Origin of the sequence: uncultured Bradyrhizobium sp. (assembly GCF_947648125.1) — a bacterium.
Taxonomy (GTDB): domain Bacteria; phylum Pseudomonadota; class Alphaproteobacteria; order Rhizobiales; family Xanthobacteraceae; genus Bradyrhizobium.
The window spans coordinates 525,968-548,567 of sequence record NZ_CANSMR010000001.1 but is presented as its reverse complement, the minus strand read 5'-3'; the positions used below and the strand labels follow the sequence as shown (position 1 = coordinate 548,567).

Sequence of the window (22,600 nt, the reverse complement as noted above, 5' to 3'; positions counted from 1 at the left end):
CGAGGCTGCCCTGTATAGCTTGCAATGGAATTCTGGAGTTCTGCCATGTCGCGAAATCTGGGCAGCGGATACGAGGCGATCAAATCGCCTTGGGCGGATTACGCGATCTACAGTCTACCCGATGCCTCCCGGATCGAAGCCCGCGACCGCCAGCCGCTGATGGACGCCATGAACGGCATCATTGCCGTCAATTGGCAGGCCACCGAGCCGCATTGGACGGCAACCTCCTCACCCTTCGACCAGAAGTACAGCCTGATCCTCGTCTATGACGGCTCCGGCCTCGTGGCCTTCTCGGTCTACCGCATCCTGCAGATGTCGGCCGGACTTGGAATCTATCGCAGCGGGACAGAAGTACTCCCGGCGCACCAGGGCCACGGCCTCTACGGTTTCTTTACGTCGGAAGTTCTGAGGTGCTCGGGCGCCGCCGAGAGGGCCGACGGCAACGTGCTCTACGGCTGGCGGACCCGCAATCCGATCGTCTGGGCAGCGAACGCTAAAATTTGCGAAAAAGTGACTCCATCGTTGCTCGATGATGCGCAGGACCCCGCATTGCAGGCGGCCTGTGTCGAGATGTGCACCTCGCTCTATCCGGGCAAGCCGCTGGAACTGCCCGACATGATCATGCGTGGCGCCTACGGCCACATTAAACACCATCGGCAGGCCTATCGTGGCACCGCGTCGCTGGTCGATGCCGCGATGTCGCGGAAGATTCCGAATTCCGCGGATGCCCTTTTCTCGGTCGGTTACGCGAGGGTGTGATGTCGATGCTCGGACAACAAGCCGTTTACGCCCCGACGTCGCGCCTCACCGACCGTGCCTATCTCGCCTGGACGGCAGTGGCGATCGCCTACGCCATCGCCTTCCTGCAGCGCGTGTCACCGCAATCGGTAAGCCTCAGTTTCATGCACGACTTCAACACCGATGCGGCCGGTGTTGCGATGCTCGCCTCGAGCTATTTCTGGGGCTACACCTTGATGCAGATTCCGGCCGGCCTTCTGGTCGATCGTTACGGCGTCAAGCGCGTCGTCCTCGTCAGCATGATCGCCTCGTCGCTCGGCAGCGCAGCGTTCGCGCTGGCGCCGAACCTGCTCGACGTTTTTGCTGCCCGCCTGATTGTCGCCTGCGGCGATGCGCTGGTCTTCACGGCACTCCTGAAGCTCGTGGCACAAAGCTTCGCCGACGAGCGGTTCGGCATGATGTCTGGTATTTCGCAGGTCTCCGGCTATGTCGGAGGCGTGATTGCGACCACGCCGCTCGCAGCCGCCGTCTCGGGGTTCGGCTGGCGGGCCTGCTTCCTGTTCATCGCTTGCATTGGCCTTGCCAACCTCGCCTTCGCCAAGCTAGCGCTCAAGCCTGATCCGGCATCGCATAGCAACAAGACGCTGAAGGGCGTCGTGATCGCTGCGCGGCAATCGCTGGCCCATATCGCGAACTGGGGTTGTGCAATGACGTTCGCGTCGCACTTCGCGGTTGTGACGACGCTGTCGGGCGTCTGGGGCATTCCGATGGTCGCCCACTTCTTCCATATCTCTCCGACGGCCGCCGGCACGCCGCTGCTCGCCTTCATGATCGGCAATGCGCTCGGCTCGATCTTCCTCGGTCACGTCGCCGATCGCGCCGCAGCTGCGCTCGACCGCGCATTGATCGGCATTTGTGTATTGCGCATGCTGCTGATCGCGCTGCTGCTACCGCCAATCGCCCGAACATTTGGTCTCGCCTACGTCACCGTCGTGTTCACGGCCTTGGGGCTCGTCGCCGGCGGCACCGTCCCGCTGGTGCTGAAATGCGTGAAGAAGCTCTACACCTCTGACCTGATCGGTGTCGGCGCTTCCGTGAACACCACCGCTGCCGGGATCTTCGCCGGCGTCTCGCAGCCGATCATCGGCTTTGCGATGCTCGCCGCCAGCAACGCCTCCGGAACCGACGCCGTGCACAACACGGCCGCGATCGGTGACGGCGGCTACAGCGCCTTGATCGTCATTCTGCTTCTCATGTCGCTGCCGGGCATCGCCGGGCCGCTATTGATGAGAAGCAACTTGATAGCTCGTTAGTGTCGTTATGAGTGTAGGGGGTGTTATGGAGCGCTTGTTCTTGAGAAAAGGCGAAGTCGCGTCAAACTTTCCAGTCAGCAGCTGGCAGAGCGTGATGTTCTCTGAGTTTGAAGCGCAGATGAGCAGCGAGGCAAGGCCGTTCCCTTGCGTGTTCGGGGTGACCGGACATCGCCAGGATCAGCTCCGCTATCTGTTCCTCGACCCGTATGACGTTGCGGTGCTCGGCGAGCAGCTCGCACAATATGTTTCGGAGGCGCGCTCGTTCGGTCCCAACACTTCCTTGATCGTGTTCACGCGGCCCCGTCCCGTGCAAACGCTCGACGCCTATTATCGCAAGATGTGGCTGACGCTCGACCAGCTCGCACGCCTGGACAAGAACCCGTGGCCATCAAACATTCCGGAGCAGATCGACCATCCGATGTGGGAATTCTCGTTCGCGGGCGAGCCGATCTTCGTCGTCTGCACGACGCCGGCCCATGTGATGCGCCAGAGCCGCCGATCCAGCGCCTTCATGCTCACGTTCCAGCCGCGCTGGGTGTTCGATAAGATCCTCGGGACGGAAAAGGCCGCGACCGCCGCGTTTGCCGAGGTGCGCAAGCGCCTGATCCCGTACGACAGCGCGAGCCCCTCTCCGCTTCTTGGCCGCTACGGCGCGACCGATGGCCGCGAATATCTGCAGTACTTCCTGCACGACGACAACAATGCGAGCGGAGGCTGCCCCTTTGCCAAGCTCGCGCAGAACAAGACGCCACCTATCGCAAACAAGGAACAGGCAGCATGACCCAGATCATCGCGGGCACGAAGACCGAATTTGCCATCGATCCGGAGATCCTGAACCTACTCCCGGCCCAGGGGTCCGTCGAGCTGCAGCATGATGCAGCCGGCAAGGTGCATCACTTCCATACCCATCCGGTCGATGAAATCCTGATGATCATCAGCGGCCGGTTGAACTTCATCTGGGACGGCGGTGAGCGGGTCGTCGGCGCCGGCGACACCATCCTGCTGCCTGCCGGCACCCGGCATCAATCCGAAGCGCTCGAGGGCGGTGCAATCTACGTGATCGCGACACGGCGGCCCGCCAGGCCAATGAACAACTGACATCCAGGAAAAACGCGAACACCTCAGGACAGTGAGGGATCGCGCGGCGGTTCAACCGCCAAACGTTCGACCAGCTCGATGACCTCGGAACGCTGGTCGGGCGCAAGTCGAAGGAAAGCCTTCAACAGTCGCAAGCTTTCCAGTGTTTCGCTCGATGGAGCTCCGAGCTTGTTGTGCAGCTCTGCAACGTATGTGGGATTTTTCATCTCGCACCTTAAGTGAGGATTACGAATGGCATACCCAGGTAAACGTGAAGGCTTGGCCCAGAAGGTCGACACCGCAGCGCAAGAGGCCGAACGCCTCGGCCTAACCACGGCAACCCTCATACTCCGGATGGCCCGTCTCGAAATTGATCGAGCAGAGCCCGAGGAAGTTGAAAGTATGCCAAGGAACAACTTGCGCAGCAAGCCGAACTGAGGTCCCGAACGGGCCAGTTCCGGGTCGAAGGCCGCCGGCACGCGTGGAGGCCCGTGACGTCTGAACGACATCTTGCGAGGCGAGAGGTTTCCCTCTCGCCTCAGGTCAGGTGATTGGCGCGCATCTGATCTTGGTTCAGGCCAAACAGCTAGCCGGTGTTGCCTGGCTTGCCGAACGCGCCCGCCTCGGCCAAAGCGGCGATGCGCCGGTCGTCGTAGCCAAGCGTCTCGCTCAACACATCCCGGGTGTGCTGACCGAGCAGCGGAGCCGCAACGGGATCGACCGTCGGCGTCAGACTCATATTGACCGGCGACTCGATGTTCGGAACCGAGCCGGCGGTCGGATGCGCGATCTTGCTCAGGCGATGACGATCGCGCACCTCGGGTGCGTTGAAGCCTTCCTCGACCGTACGCAAATAGCCAACCGGAATATTGGCCTTCTTCATCTTTGCCATCCAGTGCTCGAGCGTGTCGCTTGCAAACACACTGGCGATGATGGCGCGCAGCTTCTCCTTGTTGGCGGTCCGCGCCTTGCGGTGAGCAAACTCGGGGTCGGTGACGAGATCCGGGCGCTCGAGTACGTCGGTCACGAGCCGGCGATAGAGCCGGTCGTTGGCGCAGGCCATATAGAGCGGACCATCGGACGCCCGGTAAACGCCGACGGTCGGCGAACCGTTCGGTGAGTTGCCGAAACGGCCGGGGTTGTTGCCGTTGATGAGATAGGCCATGCCGTAGAAGCCGGTCATCGACACCGCGGTGTCGATCAACGCGACCTCGACCTGCTGCCCGCGACCGAGCCGATCGCGCGCAATCAACGCCAGCAGGATGGCGTTGCAGGCCGACATACCGGTTGCCATGTCCACGATCGGTGGTCCGGTGCGCACCGGTTCGCCGTCCGGAAAGCCGTTGAGCGACATGAAGCCGCTTTCGGCCTGCGTAATCGGGTCGAAGCCCGGGCGCAGCGCGAAATCGCCCTTGCGGCCATAGGCGGAGATCGAGCAATAGATCAGCCGCGGATTGGTCGGCGCCACCGACGCATAGTCGAGGCCAAATTTCTTCATCACGCCGCCGGAGAAATTCTCCACCACGACGTCTGCCTTGGCAATCAACGCGCGCGCGACTTCAAGCGCGGCCGGATTATTGAAATCGAGCGCAATGCCGCGCTTGTTGCGGTTGAGGCTCAGATACGCTGCGCTTTCCCCGCCAATTTCAGCGTGCTCATAGGCGCGCGTGTCGTCCCCGCCGTCCGGATTCTCGATCTTGATGACCTCGGCCCCGAAATCGGCCAGCGTTTGCGTGCAGGCCGGGCCGGCGACGACGCGGGTGAAGTCGACCACCAGCAGGCCATCGAGCGCCGTCGGAACCCCCTCCCCGCGCGGGGCGCGCCCTGGCAATTCTGGTTTGGTCATGATCTGACGCTTCCTCTGTTATTTTGTCAGGCGAAATACGACGGCCCTTGCCAGGACCGGCACTGCCTGCCTTTTAGCGGAAGCCCGTCACCAAAACCAAACCCGGATTTTGCAGGGCGGGACCTTCGGCTGACATGGCTGTCACCGGCAAGGGGTCCCAGTGCCAGCGGCGCCGACGCGGTCGAACGATTCGAATGTCAGGGAAACCCGCCGGATACCGAATCTGTCAGCGCGTCCGGCCGACGGAAGAATAGACATTGGCGGGTAGCGACGCTCAGTCGCCACCCGCTCGAGAACCGTCGCGCTATTCGGCGATCATTTCGCCGGAGCCGCCGAACTCGGCCGGAAAGTCCTTCAGCTTCGGCAGGCCATCGCGTATCGGCAGCACCGCCTCGGAATAGTTGACGTGAACGCCGGGGCTGAACTTCAGCGTTGGGATCGTTGCCGTGAACACGTCGACGAGCCCAAGCGTCGGGTGGTTCGTCATCAGGTGACCGCCGCACTTGGTGCAGTATTTGCGCTGGCTCATCGCGGTCTTCTCGAACGTCCCGATATGATCGGCGCCCTTGGTGACCTCGACCGCCTCGGGCTTCCAGAGGCTGAACGCATTCACCGGGCCGCCGGACCAGGAGCGGCACGAACGGCAGTGGCAGTAGCCCATCGCCTCAGGCTCCCCAGTGACCTTGAGCTCGACGGCGCCGCAAAAGCAGTTTCCAGTGTGATTCATCGCTCGTTCTCCTTGGGTGAGTTGATCGGACTCCGCGCCGGCATCGACCCACGTTATTCGTGATGTTCGCGATGCAGGATAAGATCAAGGCGGGCGTAGCCGCTGCGAACTCCCTTGTGGACGCGAGCGAAGTTACATGAAACTCCGCGCTGCTGTCGACCGTCTTCGACGCAGATAAGAACGAGCTCAGCGTGAGGCAAAGCACAGTGCTGCAATGTACGGTGCTGCAATGTAATGAATCGCCGCCGCGCCGGATGCCTGCGCGGCAACCGGCCCGTGAGCACATCACTTCAAGTCAGCGTTGCCGGTCCTTCACCGGAACCTTGTTCGGCGTGGCAAGCCCGTACATCAGCGCCAGCCGATCCAGGCATTCCTTGAGGCGCCGCGCAAAATAGTCCTGCCAGCGCTGCGTACGCAGTCCGCGCCGCTGCCCCACCTGCTCCATGGTCATGCCGAGGATCAGGACGTCGTGCACCAGCGCCGAACCGTCGGCACCAAGCTCATGCTCGGCGCGATTGAGGCGCAAGGTCGCCTGGCGCTGTCCCTCCGTGATCGACTCACGTTGCTGACCGCCGTCAACATATTCACGTGTCGTATCCACCGCGCGAGGGCCGCGCTCGGCCTTCTCCCAGTCGTTCTGGAAGGCACGACCGCTCCGGTACTGGGTGTCGTCGACCTGCCGGTGTGCATGCAGCCGGCCGAGCGGGTCGTTGCGTATCGAGCGAAAGGCAACGATCTTCTCGCCCGGCTCGAGCGCGAGGGGATCGTCGATCTCGACGGTCGCCACCTCGGCATTGAAGGGCAGATCCTGGGAGCGCCGGTCATGTGTTAAAGTGGGATCGTACGGTTTCCGGCGTTTTGCTCGCGGCATTGATGACCTCCGAAATGTGTGATGAAAGCGCGCGGCGTCGTCCGCGCGACCGCGGTTGTGTGGACCGACATCGATCGGTGATGAGCGGCCTCAGATGGCCCCGATGGCTTGAAGCCAGGCGTCGTTCAGGACCGGCCTCGTCGATGCCTCGGGATCGCGGCTCAGGTGAAAATGCGGCGTGCAATAACTCGCGCCCGGCCGGCACGGGTGACCACAGAAGGTCATGGTTTCGCCGTCGGTATCCCCGCCATAGGGATACCGGCAGTCTCCGCGCTTGAGGTCGAACAGTGAAAGGTGCCGTGGCGCGACCGCCGCGCAGCGAAGTCGGGGCATCTCCACCGTTTCGGTGAAGCTTTTCGGCCAGCGAAGCAGATCGGACCTCAGCTCGGCCCGGCCTTCACGCAAGCGCCCGATCCTCGGTGGCTCCGGCAACGCCGGCTTGGGTGGATCGAGATGCCCTGGCAGGGACGGCTCGGGCCGATCGAGGCCGGCCATCCCCATGCGCTGCGCCCGGCTGAGCGCCGCGTTGCGTGTATAGGCCGTGCTGAAGGTTGCGTTGATCGTGTCAGCGATTTCCGAATAGGACAAGCCGCGGGCGCGCAGGTCCTGCAAGGCAGCCGAATGCTCCGGCAGCCAGTTCACCATATCCATTCCAAATTCCCATTTTTGTCATTCCACCGGCGCCTCGCATACCTTCCGATATTCCGAAGAAAAAGTCAAGCTTGAATTCTGATAATCGTAACGCTAATAATGTGTCCAGCTTTGGAGAGGATGAAACATGCTGGACGCGGCACTTATCGAACGAGCACTGGAAAAGACCGGAAAGAGCAAGGGCGGGCTTGCCCGCGCAATGGGCGTTCGGGCCGGGGCGGTGTCCGAAATCCTGTCGGGAATCCGCTTGATCAAGGCATCGGAGATCGCCCCGATCATGGAATACCTGGAGCTGAACGCGGTGCCGATCGTGGGCCGGGTCGGCGCCGGCGCCTCGATCCAGCCCGAGCTCGAGCAGGTCCCACCGGAAGGCCTCGGCGAGATCGAACTTCCCTTCCCGATGACCGAGGAAACCGTCGCTTTCGAGGTTTCGGGCGATTCGATGCTGCCGAAATACGAGAACGGCGATGTCATCGTGGTGTATCGCGAGCAGCGCTATCCGCTGTCGAGCTTCTATGGAGAGGAAGCTGCGGTCCGGCTGAAGAGCGGCGAGCGCTATCTGAAGACGATCGAGCGGGGCAGCTCGTCCGGCACGGTCAACCTCAAGAGCTTCAATGCCAAGCCGATCAACGGCGTCAAGCTGGAATGGATCGGCGAGATCTGCGTCACCCTGCCCCGCGGCCAGATCGAAAGGCTGCGCGGCAAGACGGCGGCGAAGGGCCGCAAATCCGCCCGGTCGCAGGGCGGACGGTCGTCCGAGAAATAGCGGCGAGGCTTCGGGGGCCGGCCCGACCGATTCGGATGCCTTCGGACCGAATCGGTCGGAGCGACCGCGCCCGAGTTCCGATTATCGTCAATTTCTCTTGACATAATTCCGATTATCGGAAATAATGACCTACGAAAGTCAACGCATCGAACCCGCCAGGCAATGCAGTATTTTGTTGTGATGATCGACTATGGCCGCCGTGGCCGCGAGGCGATCGTCGATCCCGAAATGACGCGGCGAGAGGTCATCTCGCGAGTCGCGTCAGGGGAATACACCAACATCAGCTTCATCCACGAGGTTGCCGAGTGCTCGGTCGAGGATATCACGGACGATATCCTCGCGGAGGCTGCCCTGCCGGAGGTCGCGCCGACGGGTGCAAACCTGCAAGCCAATGCACTGGATCACACCCACGACCTGCGCAAACACGAGCCGGTCTGACGGCGCTCACGCGGTGATTGCGAAAACGTGATCTTTCTTGAGCCGGCCACTTGGCCGGAACCCGAAACAGACTAGATAGGGTTCACGCAGAGTCTATTCGGACCGGGCGTGGGTTCCCACTAGATTAGCGATCGTTTTCCCGGGCCGGCAGATTTCAGTTTCAGATGACTTCGACAACAAACGCCGAGATCGCGAGAGCCGATGGCGATCTCAGGATCGCGCTGCTGCTTGGCATCGCGAACTGGTTTCTGTTCCTGGATCACGTTCCGCACAACGTCGTCAGCGCGCTGACCATGCGCAATTTCGGCTTTAGCGGCGCGACCGACCTGTTCGTATTCGTCGGCGGTTATGCGACGACGCTGATCTACACAAGGATGGCGGTGGAGCGCGGAATGCTGGTGGCGACCACCCGCATCTTCAGGCGTGTGTGGCAACTTTACGCCGCCTACATCGTTCTTTTCGTCATCTATGTCGAGTTGATCAGCTATGTTGCGGCCCGGACTGCGGCACCCGAAATCATCAGCGAGTTCAACATCACGGGCTTCATCGACCACGGTATCCGAACGCTGATCTACGGTCTGTTTCTGCAGGCCAAGCCGCTCAATCTCGATGTCCTGCAACTCATTATCGTTCTGATGGCGTTCCAGCCCATTGTCGTGTGCGGGCTGTTCTATGCACCGAACGCGACGCTCGCCGGCTCCACGGCCCTTTATGCGACCGCTCGCATGCTCGACTGGAACCTGACGTCATACCCGGATGGACGCTGGTACCTTAACCCGCTCTGCTGGCAATTGCTGTTCGTGATGGGTGGCTGGCTTGCGCTTGTCGGCAAACGGTTCGCGCCTGAGATTCGCGCGCTGCAGGTCATTCCAGCGCTGCGCGCTGCGGCCCTGTTGTATCTGGTGTTCGCTCTCGCGATCGTCTCCAGCAGCGACATTCCGGCAGTTGCCCAGATGATGCCGAGCGGATTGAGCGATATGCTCTTGCCAACTGACCGGGAGGACATCGCGCCGCACCGCATCCTGCATTTCCTGGCCCTGACATTCCTGTTCACCTTGCTGGTGCCGTGCAATTGGCAGCACTTGCGATCTTACGCCCTGCAACCGATCATCAAGTGTGGGGAGGAATGGCTCGCCGTATTCTGTGCGGGTGTTTTCCTTTCCTTTGCCGCGCACCTGATCCTGATCACGGGCCCGAACTCGGTGGTCAGGCAGGTCGCGGTCAGCATCGTCGGCATCGCGGCGATGATCGCCGTTGCCTACTACGTCTCGTGGTCGAAGCAGCAGGACAACAAATCGGCCGTCGGAGCTCATTCCTGAACTCGGCGCTCTAGTCGACCAGCGTCGCGCGCCTCAGCCGCGTCTCGCTGTCGTGCAGCATGGCGGCGTCGAGGCCCCCTCGCGCAGCTGCATCCGCAGCGCAAGCGAACAGGCGGTAGAACTGCAACCCGTCATAGGCGACCAGCAACAGATCGACACCCGCGTTCAACGCCTCCACGACCGCGGTGCAGACATCGTGCTGGTAGATCGCGCCCATCACCAGATCGTCCGTCATGACAATGCCCTGGTAGTTCCATCTCTTCCGGATCAGCCCGTCGACGACGGCCTTTGAATGCGACGCAGGCCGTCCCGGGTCGAGCGCATTCACCGCCACGTGCCCGACCATCAGGCGCGCCCCGGTCGACGACAGCACAGCGCGGAACGGACGCCAGTCGGTCGCCCCGAGCTCGCCGGCCGGCGCATTGAGATCGGCGTTGAAATGATGCGTGTCGGCACGCACCCGGCCCAATCCCGGAAAGTGCTTCACGGTGGCATTGACGCCCGCGGACTCGAGGCCGTGAATGTAGGCGCCCGCGATCGCGCTCACCTTGGCCGGATCATCGGAGATCGCCCGCTGATTGATCAGCGTATTGAAATCGAGCCGATTGTGCTTCGCCTCCGGCCGCAGGTCGAGCACCGGGGCAAAATTCAGGTTGATGCCAAGCGACGCCAGCTCGCGTCCGTGGATGCGCCCGAACTCCTCGGCTTTCGCCTTTTGCTCATCCGGCGCCAGCTCGGCCAGAGAGGCAAGCGCAGGCAGCCTCGTGAGCGGCGGAGCGAGATGTGAAACGATGCCGCCTTCCTGATCCGTCGCGACCATCAGCGGCGGCAGCCTCGCGGCCCGCCGCCTCGCCTGCAATGTGGCGATTTCCGCCTTCAAGACGTCAGCCGTCCTGCCGGCGACGTTGCGCCGGGTGACATAGATGCCCGCCACGAAACCCTTCTCCACAAGCGGCGCGACCTCGTCGAACGACCGATAGCCGACGATGAAATGCTGCCCGAGCGACTGCGCGAGAACCGGCTCAGTTTGGAGAACGCGGTGCTTCCGTACCTCGAACACACCATGCGCGGCAAGCGTCGCAAGCGGCGGCACGCACCACAGGATAACCAGGAGCTTTCCAGCCCGTGTCCGCCACGCGGCGCCGCGGACCAGCATCAACACGACGGCGAAGCTTGCGGCCACAAGGAGAAGGTTACCCGTCCCGCGCAATGGGACCAGATACGGATCGTTGATGTTGATGCTCGCGAAGACAAAGACCAACCCGACGATCCAGAGCAGGATAGTGCCGATGCATTTGCTGGCTTGCATGAGACCACGCGTGACTGGAGAGGCCGATCGGCGTCGTCCGTATCAGACGAGATTCGCCGGCGCGAGCCGATAAGTCGCATCTGCACGCAATCTGCATAAGAATCCTGAACTCCTGCTGATCGCATTCTCACCCTCTGCAAATGCATCGCTCAGCTTCGGCAAGCTGCGGGTTGGAGATCATCCGCTCGCGATGGACCAACCCGCACGCGCCCTTACCGACCGTCATGAAGCCGATCCGTTCTTGTCTCCCGCCGCAGTTGCCTTGTAGAACATTTGCAGCAAGCGAGACCAAAGGCGCGGCGAGGACGCCGCATTCGGAGATGCCCGTTGACCCACCGTATTCTCGTTGTCGACGATGACCCGCATATCCGCGAGGTCATCCGCGTCGCCCTCAGGAAAGCCGGCATGAGCGTGACCGAAGCGCGCGACGGCAAGGACGCATTGGCGCGGTTTGCCGGCGAGCGGCCGGACCTGATCGTGCTCGATATCGGCATGCCGGAGTTCGACGGCCTCGACGTCTGCCGCGAGATCCGCAAATCGTCCGACATGCCGATCCTGTTCCTCTCCGCCCGCGACGAGGAGATCGATCGCGTCCTCGGCCTCGAGATTGGCGGCGACGACTATGTAACCAAGCCGTTCAGTCCGCGCGAGCTGGTCGCGCGGATCAATGTCATCCTGCGACGCCTTGCGCCGCGCGCGGCGGGTGCGATGTCGGAGGCGGCGGTGCTCTCGCGGGGACAGCTTTCGATCGACCCCGAGCAGCACCTTGCCACATTCGCAGGCGCCGCGCTTCATCTCACCGCGATCGAGTTCGGAATCCTGCGCGCCTTCCTGACGCGGCCGGTCGCGGTGTTCAACCGCGAGCAGATCATGAGTGCGGCATACCAGCTCAACATCCAGGTTTCCGACCGCACGATCGACAGCCATATCCGCAACATCAGGGCCAAGCTTGCGGCCGCGAACTGCGACAATGTCATCGAGACCGTGCACGGCGTCGGCTTCAAGCTCGGACGCTGCGAGAAGCAGGCATGACGCCCTTCCAGGCCGACCAGAAGTGGCGACCGTCGCTCGGTTTCGTGATCTTCACCGTACTCGCTTTGGTCGCGGTGCTGCCGCTGATGGGCCTGTTCTTCTTCCGCCTCTACGACAACCAGCTGATTCATCAGACCCAGGCCGAGCTGATCGCGCAGAGCCGCGTGCTGGCCGCGATCTATGCACGGGACGTGCAGGCACGGCTTGGCAATGGCATCCCGCTCGGCGCCGCGGTGCCGCCGGAAGCGCTGCCCGATCCCGGCGATCAGGTGACGCCGATCCGGCCCGCGCTCGATCTTGCGGGCAATGACCTGCTGCGGCGGCGGCCCGACGCACTGCCGGCGGCGGAGCCCGCCGATCCGGCCTATGTCGAGATCGGGACCGCGCTCATGCCGATCATCCTGGAAACCCAGAAGGTCACGCTGGCGGGTTTTCGGATTCTCGATCCGCAAGGCGTGGTGATCGCCGGGCGCCAGGAGGTCGGGCAATCGCTTGCCCATATCGAGGAGGTGGCCGCGGCGCTGGGCGGCCAGTACAGCGCTGCGCTGCGCATCCGCATGCCGGACAAGCCTCCGCCACCGATCTATTCGATCAGCCGCGGCGTCGGTGTCCATGTCTTCTCCGCGATGCCGGTGATCGTCAACGACCACGTCGCCGGCGTGATCTACACCTCGCGGACGCCGAGCAACATCTTCGACCATCTCTATCAGGAACGCGGCAAGTTCCTGCTCGCTACATTGGCCGTGCTGCTGGCAACCGTTGCAATCGGACTGATGTTCTCACGCACGGTCACGCGTCCGATGCGCGAGCTCGTCGATCGCGCCGTGCGGATCGGCCGCGGCGATCGCAATGCGTTTCAGCCGCTGCAGCACTATGGCACCCGCGAGCTCGCCCAGCTCTCCGACAGCTTCCTCGACATGGCCCAGCAGCTGTCGCGCCGCTCCGATTACATCGCTACCTTCTCGGCCCACCTGACGCACGAGTTAAAGTCGCCGCTGACATCAATCAGGGGCGCGGCCGAGCTGCTGCAGGATTCGTTTCAAAGCAAGTCGGACACGCTGACCCGATCCGAGCAGCAGAGCTTCATCTCGAACATCCTTGGCGACGTCGAGCGGCTCGATGCGATGAGCCAGCGGCTGCGCGAGCTGGCCCGCGCAGAGAGCGCGCCGCAGAACGAGCAGACCCCGCTCGCCATCGTCATCGCGAACCTGAAGAGCCGCTTTGCGGAGCGGACAATCGTGGCCAGCGGCTGCTTCGACCGCCCGATCGGGATGTCCAGCGAGAAGGCGCTGATCGTGCTGGCGCACCTGGCCGACAACGCGTTCCGTCACAATGCCAGGTCGGTGCAGCTCGAAGCGATCGCTGAGGCCTCGACCGTCAGGGTGACGGTGAGCAACGATGGCGACCCGATCTCCGACGCCAACAGCGACAAGATCTTCGATGCCTTCTTCACCACCCGTCGCGATAGCGGCGGCACCGGCATGGGGCTCGCCATCGCGCAGGCCGTCATGGTGAGCCATGGCGGTACGATCCGTCTCCTGCCCTCAGACCGGGGCGTGGCTTTTGAGCTGGAGTTTCCTGCGGTGTGATCACCAGGGCGCGTCTTGCAACCGCGCAGACGCACTACGGCAACGCCGGCGGGATCACGGCAGAGCCGTCGACACACCGGCGGAATTTGCCGCGCGGTGGACAAAATCGACATCGAGATGGCGCCGAGGGAGACGTTCCATCCTCGCACTAGACCGGAACCAGACTTTGTTGAAGTGCCCCTGATTGCCGCTGCGAGCGCTTTTGGCTCGAGCCAAGCGCATCGACGTCCTCTGGCGAAATCCCTTCCATGGTCGCAATCGCAGCGACGATTGGCGTGCCGCGCTCTCCGGTTGTCCGATCAGGCATGCTCAGCCGAGCCCTGCTTGACGCGCAAATTCGTTTGTGCGCAGCTGCTCAAAACAACAAGGCTACTCAGGGGCAGGAAAAATGGGCGGGCTTCGGCAGGCGCTGGCCGGTTACGGCTTCCTCATCGCATCGATCAATCTGGCGGCAGCGGCGGAGCCGATCAAGCTGCGCGTTGCCGACTCCTTTCCGAAGGGACACTACCTGGTCCGCCTCATGCTCGAGCCCTGGATGGCCGAGGTGCAGAAGCGCACCAACAACGCAGTGACGTTCGAGCACTATCCGGCCCAGCAGCTCGGCAAGGCCGCTGACATGCTCAAGCTGACGCAAACCGGCGTTGCCGACATCGGATATGTCGCGCCCGCCTACGTGTCCGACAAGATGCCGGTGTCCGAAGTCGCGATGCTCCCGGGCGCGTTCGAGCATTCCTGCCAGGGCACGCTCGCCTATTGGAAGGCCGCGCGGAGCGGTGTGATTGCGCAGCAGGATTATACCGCAAACGGCATACGGCTGCTGCTCGCGGTGAGCCTGCCGCCCTATCGCATCCTGACCGTGAAGCAGCCGGTGAAGGATGTCGCCGACATCAATGGACTGAAGCTGCGATCGACCGGCGGCGCGCAGGACCTCACCCTGCGCGCGATCGGCGCGGTGCCGGTGCGCATGGCCGCCCCCGACGCCTATGAGTCGCTGTCGCGCGGCACGATGGACGGCCTGCTGTTTCCGCTCGAGAGCGTCGTCGCCTATGGCGCCGACAAGCTCGTGAAGCATTCCACCGACGGCTTTGGCTTCGCAAGCTTCGTGGTCGCCTATTCGATCAGTGAGACCGCCTGGAAGAAACTGTCGCCGGAGATCCAGAAGGCGATGATCGACACCGCCGAGGAGATCCTGCCGTCGGCCTGCAAGGAAGTGCAGAAGCAGGATAGCGAGACCATGACGTCGATGGAAGCCGCGGGCGTCCACTTCGACACCCTACAAGCTGATGTCGTCGCAAAGCTGAAGGACCTGACAAAGGGCGTGGGCAAGGCATGGGCCGACGGGCTCGATGCACGCGGCAAGCACGGCAGCGACGCCCTGAAGGAATTCAGCGCCGCCGTTGCGGCCGTGCCGGCCCAGTAACGCGGACGGAGCCCAACGTGATCAAGACAAGCCTGAAGGCTCTGACCGCCATCGAAAAGGTGACCTCGGCCATCGCCGCGGCGATGATGTTTGCGATCATGCTCATCGTCTTCTCAGATGTCGTGATGCGCTACGTCTTCAACCGGCCGTTCTCCTGGGCCTATGACCTGATCTCGCTCTACGTAATGGCCGGCGTGTTCTTTCTCTCCCTCTCCGGCACCTATGCGGTGAACGGGCATATCAGCGTCGATATCCTGCTGCCGCGCTTCTCGGCGATCATCCAGCGACTCTGCGTCATCATCTCCAACCTCGTTGGCCTCGCGATCTTCATTCCGATCGCCTGGCTCGGTTATCAGCGGGCGCTCGACAATTATGTGTCGGGCGACGTCATGGCCGGTGCGATACCGTGGCCGACCTGGGCGTCCTCGATCTTCGTGCCCGTCGGTGCGGGTATTCTTGCGCTGCGCCTTGCCGTCCATCTCATTGCCAATACCGCGAGCCTCCTGACCGGCGAGAACTTGCTGCCGCTGCCGGCCATCTCCGGCCATTCGGACAAGGCTGCCGGAGGTTTCGAATGATCCCGACCTTCATCCTCGCGCTGCTGTTCTTCCTGCTCGCGATCGGAACGCCGGTCGCATTCGCCATGGCGTTCTCCGGCGGGCTCGGCCTCTATCTGACCGGCGGCCTGCCGATCCTACTCGGCGTGCTGCAGACGACGCCGCTGTCGGCCGTCACCTCCTACGAGCTGATCACGATCCCGATGTTCCTGCTGATGGCAGACCTCGTGCTGCTGTCGGGCGTCGCCGACGACCTGTTCAAGACCGCCGCAGCCTGGGTCGGACGCATCCCCGGCGGTCTCGGCATGGCGACCGCGCTTGCGGGTGCGGGCTTCGGCTCGATCTGCGGCACCAGCACGGCCTCCGCCGCGACGCTCTCCTCGACCAGCCTGCCCGCCATGATCCGCCAGGGCTACGAGCCGAAAATGGCCGCCGGCGTCGTCGCGATCTCGGGCACGCTTGCGATGCTGCTGCCGACCTCGGTGGCGCTGGTGATCTTCGGCCTGCTTGCCGAGGTCAACATCGGAAAGCTCCTGATCAGCGGCATCATCCCGGCGATCTTCGTCACCATCATCATCATGTCGACGATCTATATCCTGGTGCTGCTCGATCCCACCCGTGCGCCGACGATATCGGCGGTGACATGGTCCGAGCGGTTCAGCCTGCTCTGGCAGGTCAGCCCGATGATGGTTCTGTTCTCGATCGTCACAGGCACGATCTATCTCGGGATCGCGACGCCGACGGAAGCCTCGGCTTTCGGCGCGTTCGGCGCCTTCTGCCTCGCCTGCTGGAAGCGCAAGATCAACCTGACCTCGCTCTACACGACGTTACGACATGCCGCCCAAGGCACCTGCATGATCGTGCTGATCATCATGTGCGCGCACATCTTCGGCTATTTCTTCACCCTTACGCAGGTGACGCAGAACATCGTCGGCTGGGTCGGCGGGCTCGACGTCTCGCGCTGGATCATCATCACGCTGATCCTGTGCGGCTACATCGTGCTCGGCTCGTTCATGGATCAGATCGCGATCCTCGTGCTGACGGTTCCGATCGTGCTGCCGCTGATCAAGTCGCTCGGCTTCGATCCGATCTGGTTCGGCGTCATCAAGATCGTGACCGCCGAGGTCGGCATGATCACACCGCCAATTGGGCTGAATTGCTTCATCGTGGCGCGGTATGCACACCGCCCCGTCGGCGAAGTGTTCCACGGCACGTTCCCGCATTTCATCGCGCATCTGATCGCCATCGCCATTTTCGTGGCATTTCCGGAGATCATCCTCTGGCTACCGAACCATATGCAACATTGAAGAAGCCGTCGGTCGAGACGGCCATTTCTGGGAGACCATGATGAATATCCGTTCCCGTTTCCTCACAGGCGCCGGCGTCGCCACGGTCTTGCTGGCGGCTTCCGCATCTTCGGCCTTCGCCCAGGAGAAGATCACCCTGCGCCTTGCCGACAGCCTGCCCTCCGGCCATGTGATCCACGAGCTTGTCGGCAAGCCGTTTTCGGAGCTCGTCACCAAGCTGACCAACGGCCAGGTCACGTTCCAGCACTTCCCGGCCGAGCAGCTCGGCAAGGCCAAGGACATGGCCCAGCTCACCGCGCTCGGCGTTGCCGACGTCTCCTACATCGTGCCGTCCTATTCGTCAGACAAGTTTCCGCTGACGGCCGTCGCCGAACTGCCCGGCATCTTCGACAGCGAATGCCAGGGCTCACTCGCCTTCTACAAGGTCTCGCACAATGGCGGTATCCTGGAGACCAAGGAATTCGCGCCCAACCAACTTCGGCCGCTGGTGACGCTCGCGCTGCCGGCCTACCAGGTCCAGCTTGCGACCAGCCGCGATGTGAAGACGGCAAAGGATCTCGAAGGCCTGAAGATCCGCACCACCGGCGGTGCGATGGACCTAATGATGCGCTCGATCGGCGGCGTGCCGGTTCGGATGGCCGCGCCCGAGATCTATGAATCGCTGACCCGCGGCACGCTTGACGGCCTGATCTTCTCGTACCAGAGCTCGGCGTCCTATGATTTCGGCAAGATCCTGAAGTCAGGCACCGAGGGGCTGAACTTCGGCACCGCGATCTTCACCTATTCGATGGGCGAGCTGAAGTTCAAGTCGCTGCCCGAGAACGTGCGCAAGGCGCTGGTCGAGGCCGGCGAGCAGACCACGCGCGAGGCCTGCAAGCGGTTCGAAGACGGCGAGAAGGCCGCGGCCGACAAGATCAAGTCACAGGGCATGAAGGTCATCAACTTCAGCGCCGACGACAAGAAGGTGTTCGACACCGCCTTCAAGTCTGTGGCGCAGGATTGGGTGAAGGACGTCGACAAGCGCGGCAAGCCGGGCACCGACGTCTTCAAGGCCTTCACCGAGGCACTGGCCGCCACCCATTGAGCCCGGCACCGACGAGAGACAAACCATCCGCGCCGGCGGGCCCGCTCGCCGGTGTCAGGATCATCGACCTCACCAGCGTGATGATGGGCCCTTACGCGACCATGATCCTCGGCGACTACGGCGCCGACGTGATCAAGGTCGAGAGCCCTGATGGCGACGTCATGCGCCACGCCGCCCCGATGCGCCATCCCGCGATGGGCGCAATGTATCTGCAGGGCAACCGCAACAAGCGCTCGATCGTGCTCGACCTGAAGAAGGCCGGCGGCCGCGCCGCGCTGCTGCGGCTTGCCATAAACGCCGATGTCTTCGTCCACAACGTTCGTCCTGCGGCAATGGCGCGGCTGAAGCTCGGCGCCGGCGATCTCCTCGCCACCAACCCGCGACTGGTCTATGCCAGCCTGCACGGCTTCGGCGAGACCGGGCCTTATGCCGGCCGGCCCGCCTATGACGACCTGATCCAGGGGCTGACCGCCCTGCCCTCGCTGACCGGCAGGATCACCGGCGAGCCGCGCTACTCTCCGGCGACCATGGCCGACCGCATCGTCGGCCTCAATGCCATCCACGCCATCCTGGCCGCGCTGTTCCATCGCGAGCGGACCGGCGAAGGCCAGGCGATCGAAATCCCGATGTTCGAGACCATGGCGCAGTTTGTGCTCGGTGATCACATGGCCGGCCGCAGCTTCGAGCCGCCGATCGGCCCACCCGGTTATTCCCGGCTGCTGTCGCCGGACCGCCGGCCCTACCAGACCAGCGACGGCTACATCTGCGCGCTGGTCTATTCCGACAAGCAGTGGAATGCGTTCTTTGCCAAGATCGGCCTCGCCAATGAAGCCGACCGCGACCCGCGGCTGAACAGCATCTCGGCGCGAACCAGGAACTACGACTTCGTCTACGACTGGTTCTCGCAGATGATGAAGACCCGCAGCACCGCCGAATGGATGCGCTTCTTCGCAGACGCCGACATTCCGCATGCGCCGCTGCACGACCTCGACAGCTTGATCGACGATCCGCATCTGGCAGCGGTCGGGCTGATCCAGCCACTGGAGCATCCGACCGAAGGCACGTTGCGCCTCGCCGGCCCGGCCGCCACCTGGAGCAAGACGCCGCCATCGATTCGAACCTATCCGCCGAACCTCGGCGAGCATGGCCGGGAGATCCTGCGCGAAGCAGGACTTGCGGATGCGGAGATTGCGGCCCTCCTCAAGGATGGCGCGCTGATCGAACCCGACCGCTGACTATTTCCTGCGCGACGCCAGGATCTTCTCGGCGGCGCGCAGATGCGGCTTGTCCAGCATCTTGCCGTCCATCTTGGCGACCCCCGACGGATTGTCGGCGAACGCGGCGATCACCCGCTCCGACCAGGCAATCTCCTCGTCGGTCGGCATGAACGCCGCGTTGACGACATCGACATGCTTGGGATGGATCACCGCCTTGGCCAGGAAACCGTCCTGCCGCGCGGCGATCGCCTCGGCTCTCAGCGCATCGAGATCGTTGATATCGGTGGCGATGGTGTCGATCGCAATCACGCCGGCCGCGGCCGCGCCGATCAGGCAGAGATCGCGAGCAAGAATAAAGGGTGAGTGATAGCGGCCGTCGGTGCGGTTGCGCGTTGCGCCGAGCGAGGCCGCAAGGTCCTCCGCGCCCCACATCATGCCCCAGAGCCGCGGGCTCATGTTCTCGAAGTCGAGGATCTTCAACACCGCCCGCGCCGTCTCGGTCGCGACCGTGACGATCCGTGTTGTGCCCGGCGCGATGCCCGAGGCGGCCTCGAATGCATCGAGATAGAGTGCGAGCTTGTTGACGTCTGCGGCGCCGGCGCATTTCGGCAGCACGATGCCGTCTGGCCTTCCGGGCATCACGGCCGCGAGGTCGCCGAGCGTCAGATCGGTGTCGAGCGCGTTGACACGGATATAGAGCTTCTGGTCCGGATTGCGCGCATCGAGCATCTCGCGCGTGATGCCGCGCGCAGCGACCTTCTGCTCCGGCGCGATGGAATCCTCGAGATCGAGGATCAGGGCGTCGGCCGCGGTCTTCTTCGCACTCTCATATTTCCGGGTGCTGTCACCGGGAACGAACAGGAACGATCGCATCGTCTATGCCTTCGGCTTGCAGTGCATCAGGCCGGTGCGGCGGCAGCTGGCCACCACCTCGCCGCGCTGGTTGGTCATGGTATGCTCGAACTCGACAATGCCCTGGGTCGGCCGCGACTTGCTGGCGCGCTTGCCGATGATCCTGGTATGCGCTTTCAAGGTATCGCCATGGAACACCGGCTTTGGAAACTTGACGTCGGTCATGCCGAGATTGCCGACCGTGGTCCCCAAGGTCGTGTCGTACACGCTCATGCCGATCATGATGCCGAGCGTATAGAGACTGTTGAACAGCCGCTGGCCGAACTCGGTCTTCTCGGAGAAATGCGCATCGAGGTGCAGCGGCTGCGGGTTCATGGTCAGGAGGCTGAACATGGTATTGTCCATCTCCGTCACGGTCCGGCTGAACTCGTGATGAAATTCCTGCCCGACCTCGAACTCTTCGAAATACAATCCAGCCATTTAGCGTCCCTTGTAGTTGGGCGTTCGCTTTTCAACGAACGCATTCAGCCCTTCCTGGCAGTCTTCCGTCGACGCGACCACCACGAAGCTTTCCGCCGTGTTCTCCACCGAACGTCGGAAATCGGCATCGACCGCACGCATGAAGGCGTCGCGGCCGATCTTCATCACGATAGGCGATTTCGCCGCCAGCTTCCGCGCGATCTCGCGGGCCCGATCGAGCGCGGTGCCCTTCGGCACCACTTCGCTGAGCAGCCCCATGCGATAGGCGGTTGCGGCATCGAAGGGCTCGCCGAGGAACAGGGGCCCGAACGCCTGGTGCTTCCCCACCAGCCGCGGCAACTGCACGAAATGGATCGCCGGGATCAGGCCGACATCGATCTCGGGATAGCCGAAGGTCGAGCTGTCGCCCGCGACGATCATGTCGCAGGAGATCGCGATCGTCATGCCGCCCGCGCGCACCGCGCCATCAACCGCTGCGATGGTCGGCTTGCCCATGCGGTACTGCGTATCGTTCAGCGCGAAATACAGCCGCTCGAGGAATGTCTTGGTCTCGATCGCGGGCTTACCCCTGACGATGTCGAGGTCGAGGCCGGCGCAGAACACCTTGTGGGCGCTGCTGACGATGACGGCGCGCACCGCGTCATCATCGCGCGCTTTGGCCAGCGCCGCCAGCAACGCGTCGATCAAGGGAATGCTGAGCGCATTCACCGGCCCGCGATCCAGCGCAATCTCTGCAATCTGATCGCTGACCGAGTAACGAACGAGGTCCGTGCTCATGATGCCTTGCCTCCTGTCATCGCCTTGGCCTGCCGCACTGCGCCCGACAGCAGCAAGCCGTCAATCTCCACCGAACCCAATCCAGCCTCCATCAGCACAGCGCGACTATCCTGCCCAACATCCGGCGCGGGACAAAGATGATCCTCGGACAGGCTCGCAATCCCCGGCGTCCGCGGCGAATAGACCGGGCCGACGCCCGGCGTATCTTGGCGGACCGACGCGCTGATCGCCTCGACATGCGGATTGCGCAGCCATTCGCCGGGATTGAGAATTCGCTCCGCGATGATATCGGCCGCGTGCAGCCGCGTCAGCCAGGTATCGGTCGCCTGCGCCAGGAACACCTCGCGCAGCTGCGGGATCAGCGTGTCGGCCGCGTCCGCACGCCGCGCGAAGTCGGCGAAACGGGGATCACTTGCAAGATCCTCGCGGCCGATCGCACTGCACAGCCGCTTGTATTGCGGCTCGTTCACCAGCGTGACCATCATCCAGCCGTCCTGCGTCTGGTAGGTGCCGGCCGGCACATTGAGCGCGCGCGGGGCACCACCCTCGAGGATGAACTCAGCGACCTTGTGCCCAAGCAGCGCCGACGTCGACTGGCAGAGATTGACGTCGATCCAGCGACCGGTGCCGACGGTCGCACGCGCGAACAGGGTGGTCGCGATCGCCTGGAACGCATAGACGCCGGTGACGACGTCGGAGATCGTGGTGCCGACCCGATGCGGCACACCATCGGCGCCGACATTGACCGAGACCAGCCCCGAGAACGCCTGCGCGACCGAGTCCGAGCCGGGGCGCTTCGAGTATGGCCCGCTCTGCCCGAAGCCGCTGACCGACAGATAGACCAAGCCCGGGTTGTCGCGCGACAGGCTCTCATAGCCGAGCCCGAGCCGCTCCGCGACACCAGGGCGAAATCCTTCAATCAGCACGTCGGCCTCGCGCGCCAGAAGCTGCGCGATCGCGATCCCATCCTTGTGCTTCATGTCGAGGCATAGGCTGCGCTTGCCGCGGTTGTAGACCGCCGACAGCGTCGTGTGATTGCCGTAGGTCGTGCCGAGATAGCGCGACCAGTCGCCTTCGGGCGGCTCGACCTTGATGACGTCGGCGCCATAGACGCCGAGCAGCATCGCGCAATAGGGCGAGGCGATCCCCTGCCCGAAATCGAGCACTTTCAGCCCGCGATACGGCGCTTCGTGCGTCGGCGTCAACTTGCCCGCCATTTGTCCTCCCATG

At 63.1% G+C, this 22,600-nt stretch carries 24 protein-coding genes; 14 read left to right on the top strand and 10 right to left on the bottom strand.

Going from position 1 to position 22,600, the window contains the following annotated elements; translation table 11 throughout:
• Positions 1-45: 45 nt before the first annotated feature.
• From Q0030_RS02625 to Q0030_RS02610, 4 genes are all read left to right on the top strand, one after another.
• Complete coding sequence (locus Q0030_RS02625; RefSeq protein WP_298362982.1) at positions 46-759, top strand: hypothetical protein; 714 nt, start codon at positions 46-48, stop codon at positions 757-759.
• Positions 759-2,051 (top strand): MFS transporter, encoded by a 1,293-nt coding sequence (locus tag Q0030_RS02620; RefSeq protein ID WP_298362980.1) that lies wholly within the window; start codon positions 759-761, stop codon positions 2,049-2,051. The genes Q0030_RS02625 and Q0030_RS02620 overlap by 1 nt, the downstream gene beginning before the upstream one ends.
• 94 nt (positions 2,052-2,145) lie before the next feature.
• Positions 2,146-2,832 (top strand): YqcI/YcgG family protein, encoded by a 687-nt coding sequence (locus Q0030_RS02615; protein ID WP_298362978.1) that lies wholly within the window; start codon positions 2,146-2,148, stop codon positions 2,830-2,832.
• Positions 2,829-3,149: a cupin domain-containing protein gene (locus Q0030_RS02610; RefSeq protein ID WP_298362976.1), complete on the top strand. Its 321-nt coding sequence runs from the start codon at positions 2,829-2,831 to the stop codon at positions 3,147-3,149. The genes Q0030_RS02615 and Q0030_RS02610 overlap by 4 nt, the downstream gene beginning before the upstream one ends.
• 23 nt (positions 3,150-3,172) lie before the next feature.
• Here the strand turns inward: Q0030_RS02610 and Q0030_RS02605 are convergent, their stop codons facing one another.
• The 5 genes from Q0030_RS02605 to Q0030_RS02585 all read right to left on the bottom strand — a co-directional run bounded on the left by Q0030_RS02605 (position 3,173) and on the right by Q0030_RS02585 (position 7,223).
• On the bottom strand, positions 3,173-3,355 hold the full coding sequence (locus tag Q0030_RS02605; protein WP_298362974.1) for a hypothetical protein: 183 nt from the start codon (positions 3,353-3,355) through the stop codon (positions 3,173-3,175).
• 359 nt (positions 3,356-3,714) lie between these two features.
• Entirely contained in the window at positions 3,715-4,977 is a 1,263-nt protein-coding gene (locus Q0030_RS02600; RefSeq protein WP_298363228.1) for a CoA transferase, read from the bottom strand.
• A gap of 301 nt (positions 4,978-5,278) precedes the next feature.
• Positions 5,279-5,701, bottom strand: a complete 423-nt coding sequence (locus tag Q0030_RS02595; protein ID WP_298362972.1) for a GFA family protein — start codon at positions 5,699-5,701, stop codon at positions 5,279-5,281.
• Positions 5,702-5,996: 295 nt separating this feature from the next.
• A complete protein-coding gene (locus Q0030_RS02590) occupies positions 5,997-6,572 on the bottom strand; it encodes a DUF6456 domain-containing protein (RefSeq protein ID WP_298362970.1) in 576 nt (191 codons plus the stop codon).
• A gap of 90 nt (positions 6,573-6,662) precedes the next feature.
• On the bottom strand, positions 6,663-7,223 hold the full coding sequence (locus Q0030_RS02585; RefSeq protein WP_298362968.1) for a GcrA family cell cycle regulator: 561 nt from the start codon (positions 7,221-7,223) through the stop codon (positions 6,663-6,665).
• Positions 7,224-7,350: 127 nt separating this feature from the next.
• Between Q0030_RS02585 and Q0030_RS02580 the strand changes: the two genes are divergently transcribed.
• From Q0030_RS02580 to Q0030_RS02570, 3 genes are all read left to right on the top strand, one after another.
• Positions 7,351-7,989: an XRE family transcriptional regulator gene (locus tag Q0030_RS02580; RefSeq protein WP_194460034.1), complete on the top strand. Its 639-nt coding sequence runs from the start codon at positions 7,351-7,353 to the stop codon at positions 7,987-7,989.
• Between the two features lie 162 nt (positions 7,990-8,151).
• The gene (locus Q0030_RS02575; RefSeq protein WP_298362962.1) at positions 8,152-8,427 is read left to right on the top strand and encodes a hypothetical protein; all 276 of its coding nucleotides are present in this window, start codon (positions 8,152-8,154) and stop codon (positions 8,425-8,427) included.
• Positions 8,428-8,591: 164 nt separating this feature from the next.
• On the top strand, positions 8,592-9,746 hold the full coding sequence (locus Q0030_RS02570; protein WP_298362960.1) for an OpgC domain-containing protein: 1,155 nt from the start codon (positions 8,592-8,594) through the stop codon (positions 9,744-9,746).
• A 10-nt stretch (positions 9,747-9,756) separates the two neighbouring features.
• Here the strand turns inward: Q0030_RS02570 and Q0030_RS02565 are convergent, their stop codons facing one another.
• The gene (locus Q0030_RS02565; protein WP_298362958.1) at positions 9,757-11,055 is read right to left on the bottom strand and encodes a glycoside hydrolase family 3 N-terminal domain-containing protein; all 1,299 of its coding nucleotides are present in this window, start codon (positions 11,053-11,055) and stop codon (positions 9,757-9,759) included.
• A 327-nt stretch (positions 11,056-11,382) separates the two neighbouring features.
• Between Q0030_RS02565 and Q0030_RS02560 the strand changes: the two genes are divergently transcribed.
• From Q0030_RS02560 to Q0030_RS02530, 7 genes are all read left to right on the top strand, one after another.
• On the top strand, positions 11,383-12,087 hold the full coding sequence (locus Q0030_RS02560) for a response regulator transcription factor (RefSeq protein ID WP_298362956.1): 705 nt from the start codon (positions 11,383-11,385) through the stop codon (positions 12,085-12,087).
• The gene (locus Q0030_RS02555) at positions 12,084-13,676 is read left to right on the top strand and encodes an ATP-binding protein (RefSeq protein ID WP_298362954.1); all 1,593 of its coding nucleotides are present in this window, start codon (positions 12,084-12,086) and stop codon (positions 13,674-13,676) included. The genes Q0030_RS02560 and Q0030_RS02555 overlap by 4 nt, the downstream gene beginning before the upstream one ends.
• A gap of 388 nt (positions 13,677-14,064) precedes the next feature.
• Positions 14,065-15,096 carry a TRAP transporter substrate-binding protein DctP gene (gene dctP / locus Q0030_RS02550; RefSeq protein ID WP_298362952.1) on the top strand — a complete coding sequence of 344 codons (1,032 nt, stop codon included), beginning with the start codon at positions 14,065-14,067 and terminating at the stop codon, positions 15,094-15,096.
• A 17-nt stretch (positions 15,097-15,113) separates the two neighbouring features.
• The gene (locus Q0030_RS02545) at positions 15,114-15,674 is read left to right on the top strand and encodes a TRAP transporter small permease (protein ID WP_298362950.1); all 561 of its coding nucleotides are present in this window, start codon (positions 15,114-15,116) and stop codon (positions 15,672-15,674) included.
• On the top strand, positions 15,671-16,960 hold the full coding sequence (locus Q0030_RS02540; RefSeq protein WP_298362948.1) for a TRAP transporter large permease: 1,290 nt from the start codon (positions 15,671-15,673) through the stop codon (positions 16,958-16,960). Before Q0030_RS02545 ends, Q0030_RS02540 begins: the two co-directional genes overlap by 4 nt.
• Positions 16,961-17,000: 40 nt before the next feature.
• Positions 17,001-18,044 carry a TRAP transporter substrate-binding protein DctP gene (gene dctP, locus Q0030_RS02535; RefSeq protein WP_298362946.1) on the top strand — a complete coding sequence of 348 codons (1,044 nt, stop codon included), beginning with the start codon at positions 17,001-17,003 and terminating at the stop codon, positions 18,042-18,044.
• Positions 18,041-19,279 (top strand): CoA transferase, encoded by a 1,239-nt coding sequence (locus Q0030_RS02530; RefSeq protein ID WP_298362944.1) that lies wholly within the window; start codon positions 18,041-18,043, stop codon positions 19,277-19,279. Before dctP (Q0030_RS02535) ends, Q0030_RS02530 begins: the two co-directional genes overlap by 4 nt.
• Here Q0030_RS02530 and Q0030_RS02525 read toward each other — a convergent pair whose 3' ends face one another.
• From Q0030_RS02525 to Q0030_RS02510, 4 genes are read right to left on the bottom strand one after another with little or no spacing between them, the layout of a single operon-like run.
• The gene (locus tag Q0030_RS02525) at positions 19,280-20,134 is read right to left on the bottom strand and encodes a CoA ester lyase (RefSeq protein WP_298362942.1); all 855 of its coding nucleotides are present in this window, start codon (positions 20,132-20,134) and stop codon (positions 19,280-19,282) included. It abuts the gene before it with no gap.
• 3 nt (positions 20,135-20,137) lie between these two features.
• Positions 20,138-20,593, bottom strand: a complete 456-nt coding sequence (locus Q0030_RS02520; RefSeq protein WP_097674680.1) for a MaoC family dehydratase — start codon at positions 20,591-20,593, stop codon at positions 20,138-20,140.
• Positions 20,594-21,370, bottom strand: a complete 777-nt coding sequence (locus tag Q0030_RS02515; RefSeq protein ID WP_298362937.1) for an enoyl-CoA hydratase/isomerase family protein — start codon at positions 21,368-21,370, stop codon at positions 20,594-20,596.
• Positions 21,367-22,587 carry a CoA transferase gene (locus Q0030_RS02510; RefSeq protein WP_298362935.1) on the bottom strand — a complete coding sequence of 407 codons (1,221 nt, stop codon included), beginning with the start codon at positions 22,585-22,587 and terminating at the stop codon, positions 21,367-21,369. The genes Q0030_RS02515 and Q0030_RS02510 overlap by 4 nt, the downstream gene beginning before the upstream one ends.
• Between the last annotated feature and the right edge of the window lie 13 nt (positions 22,588-22,600).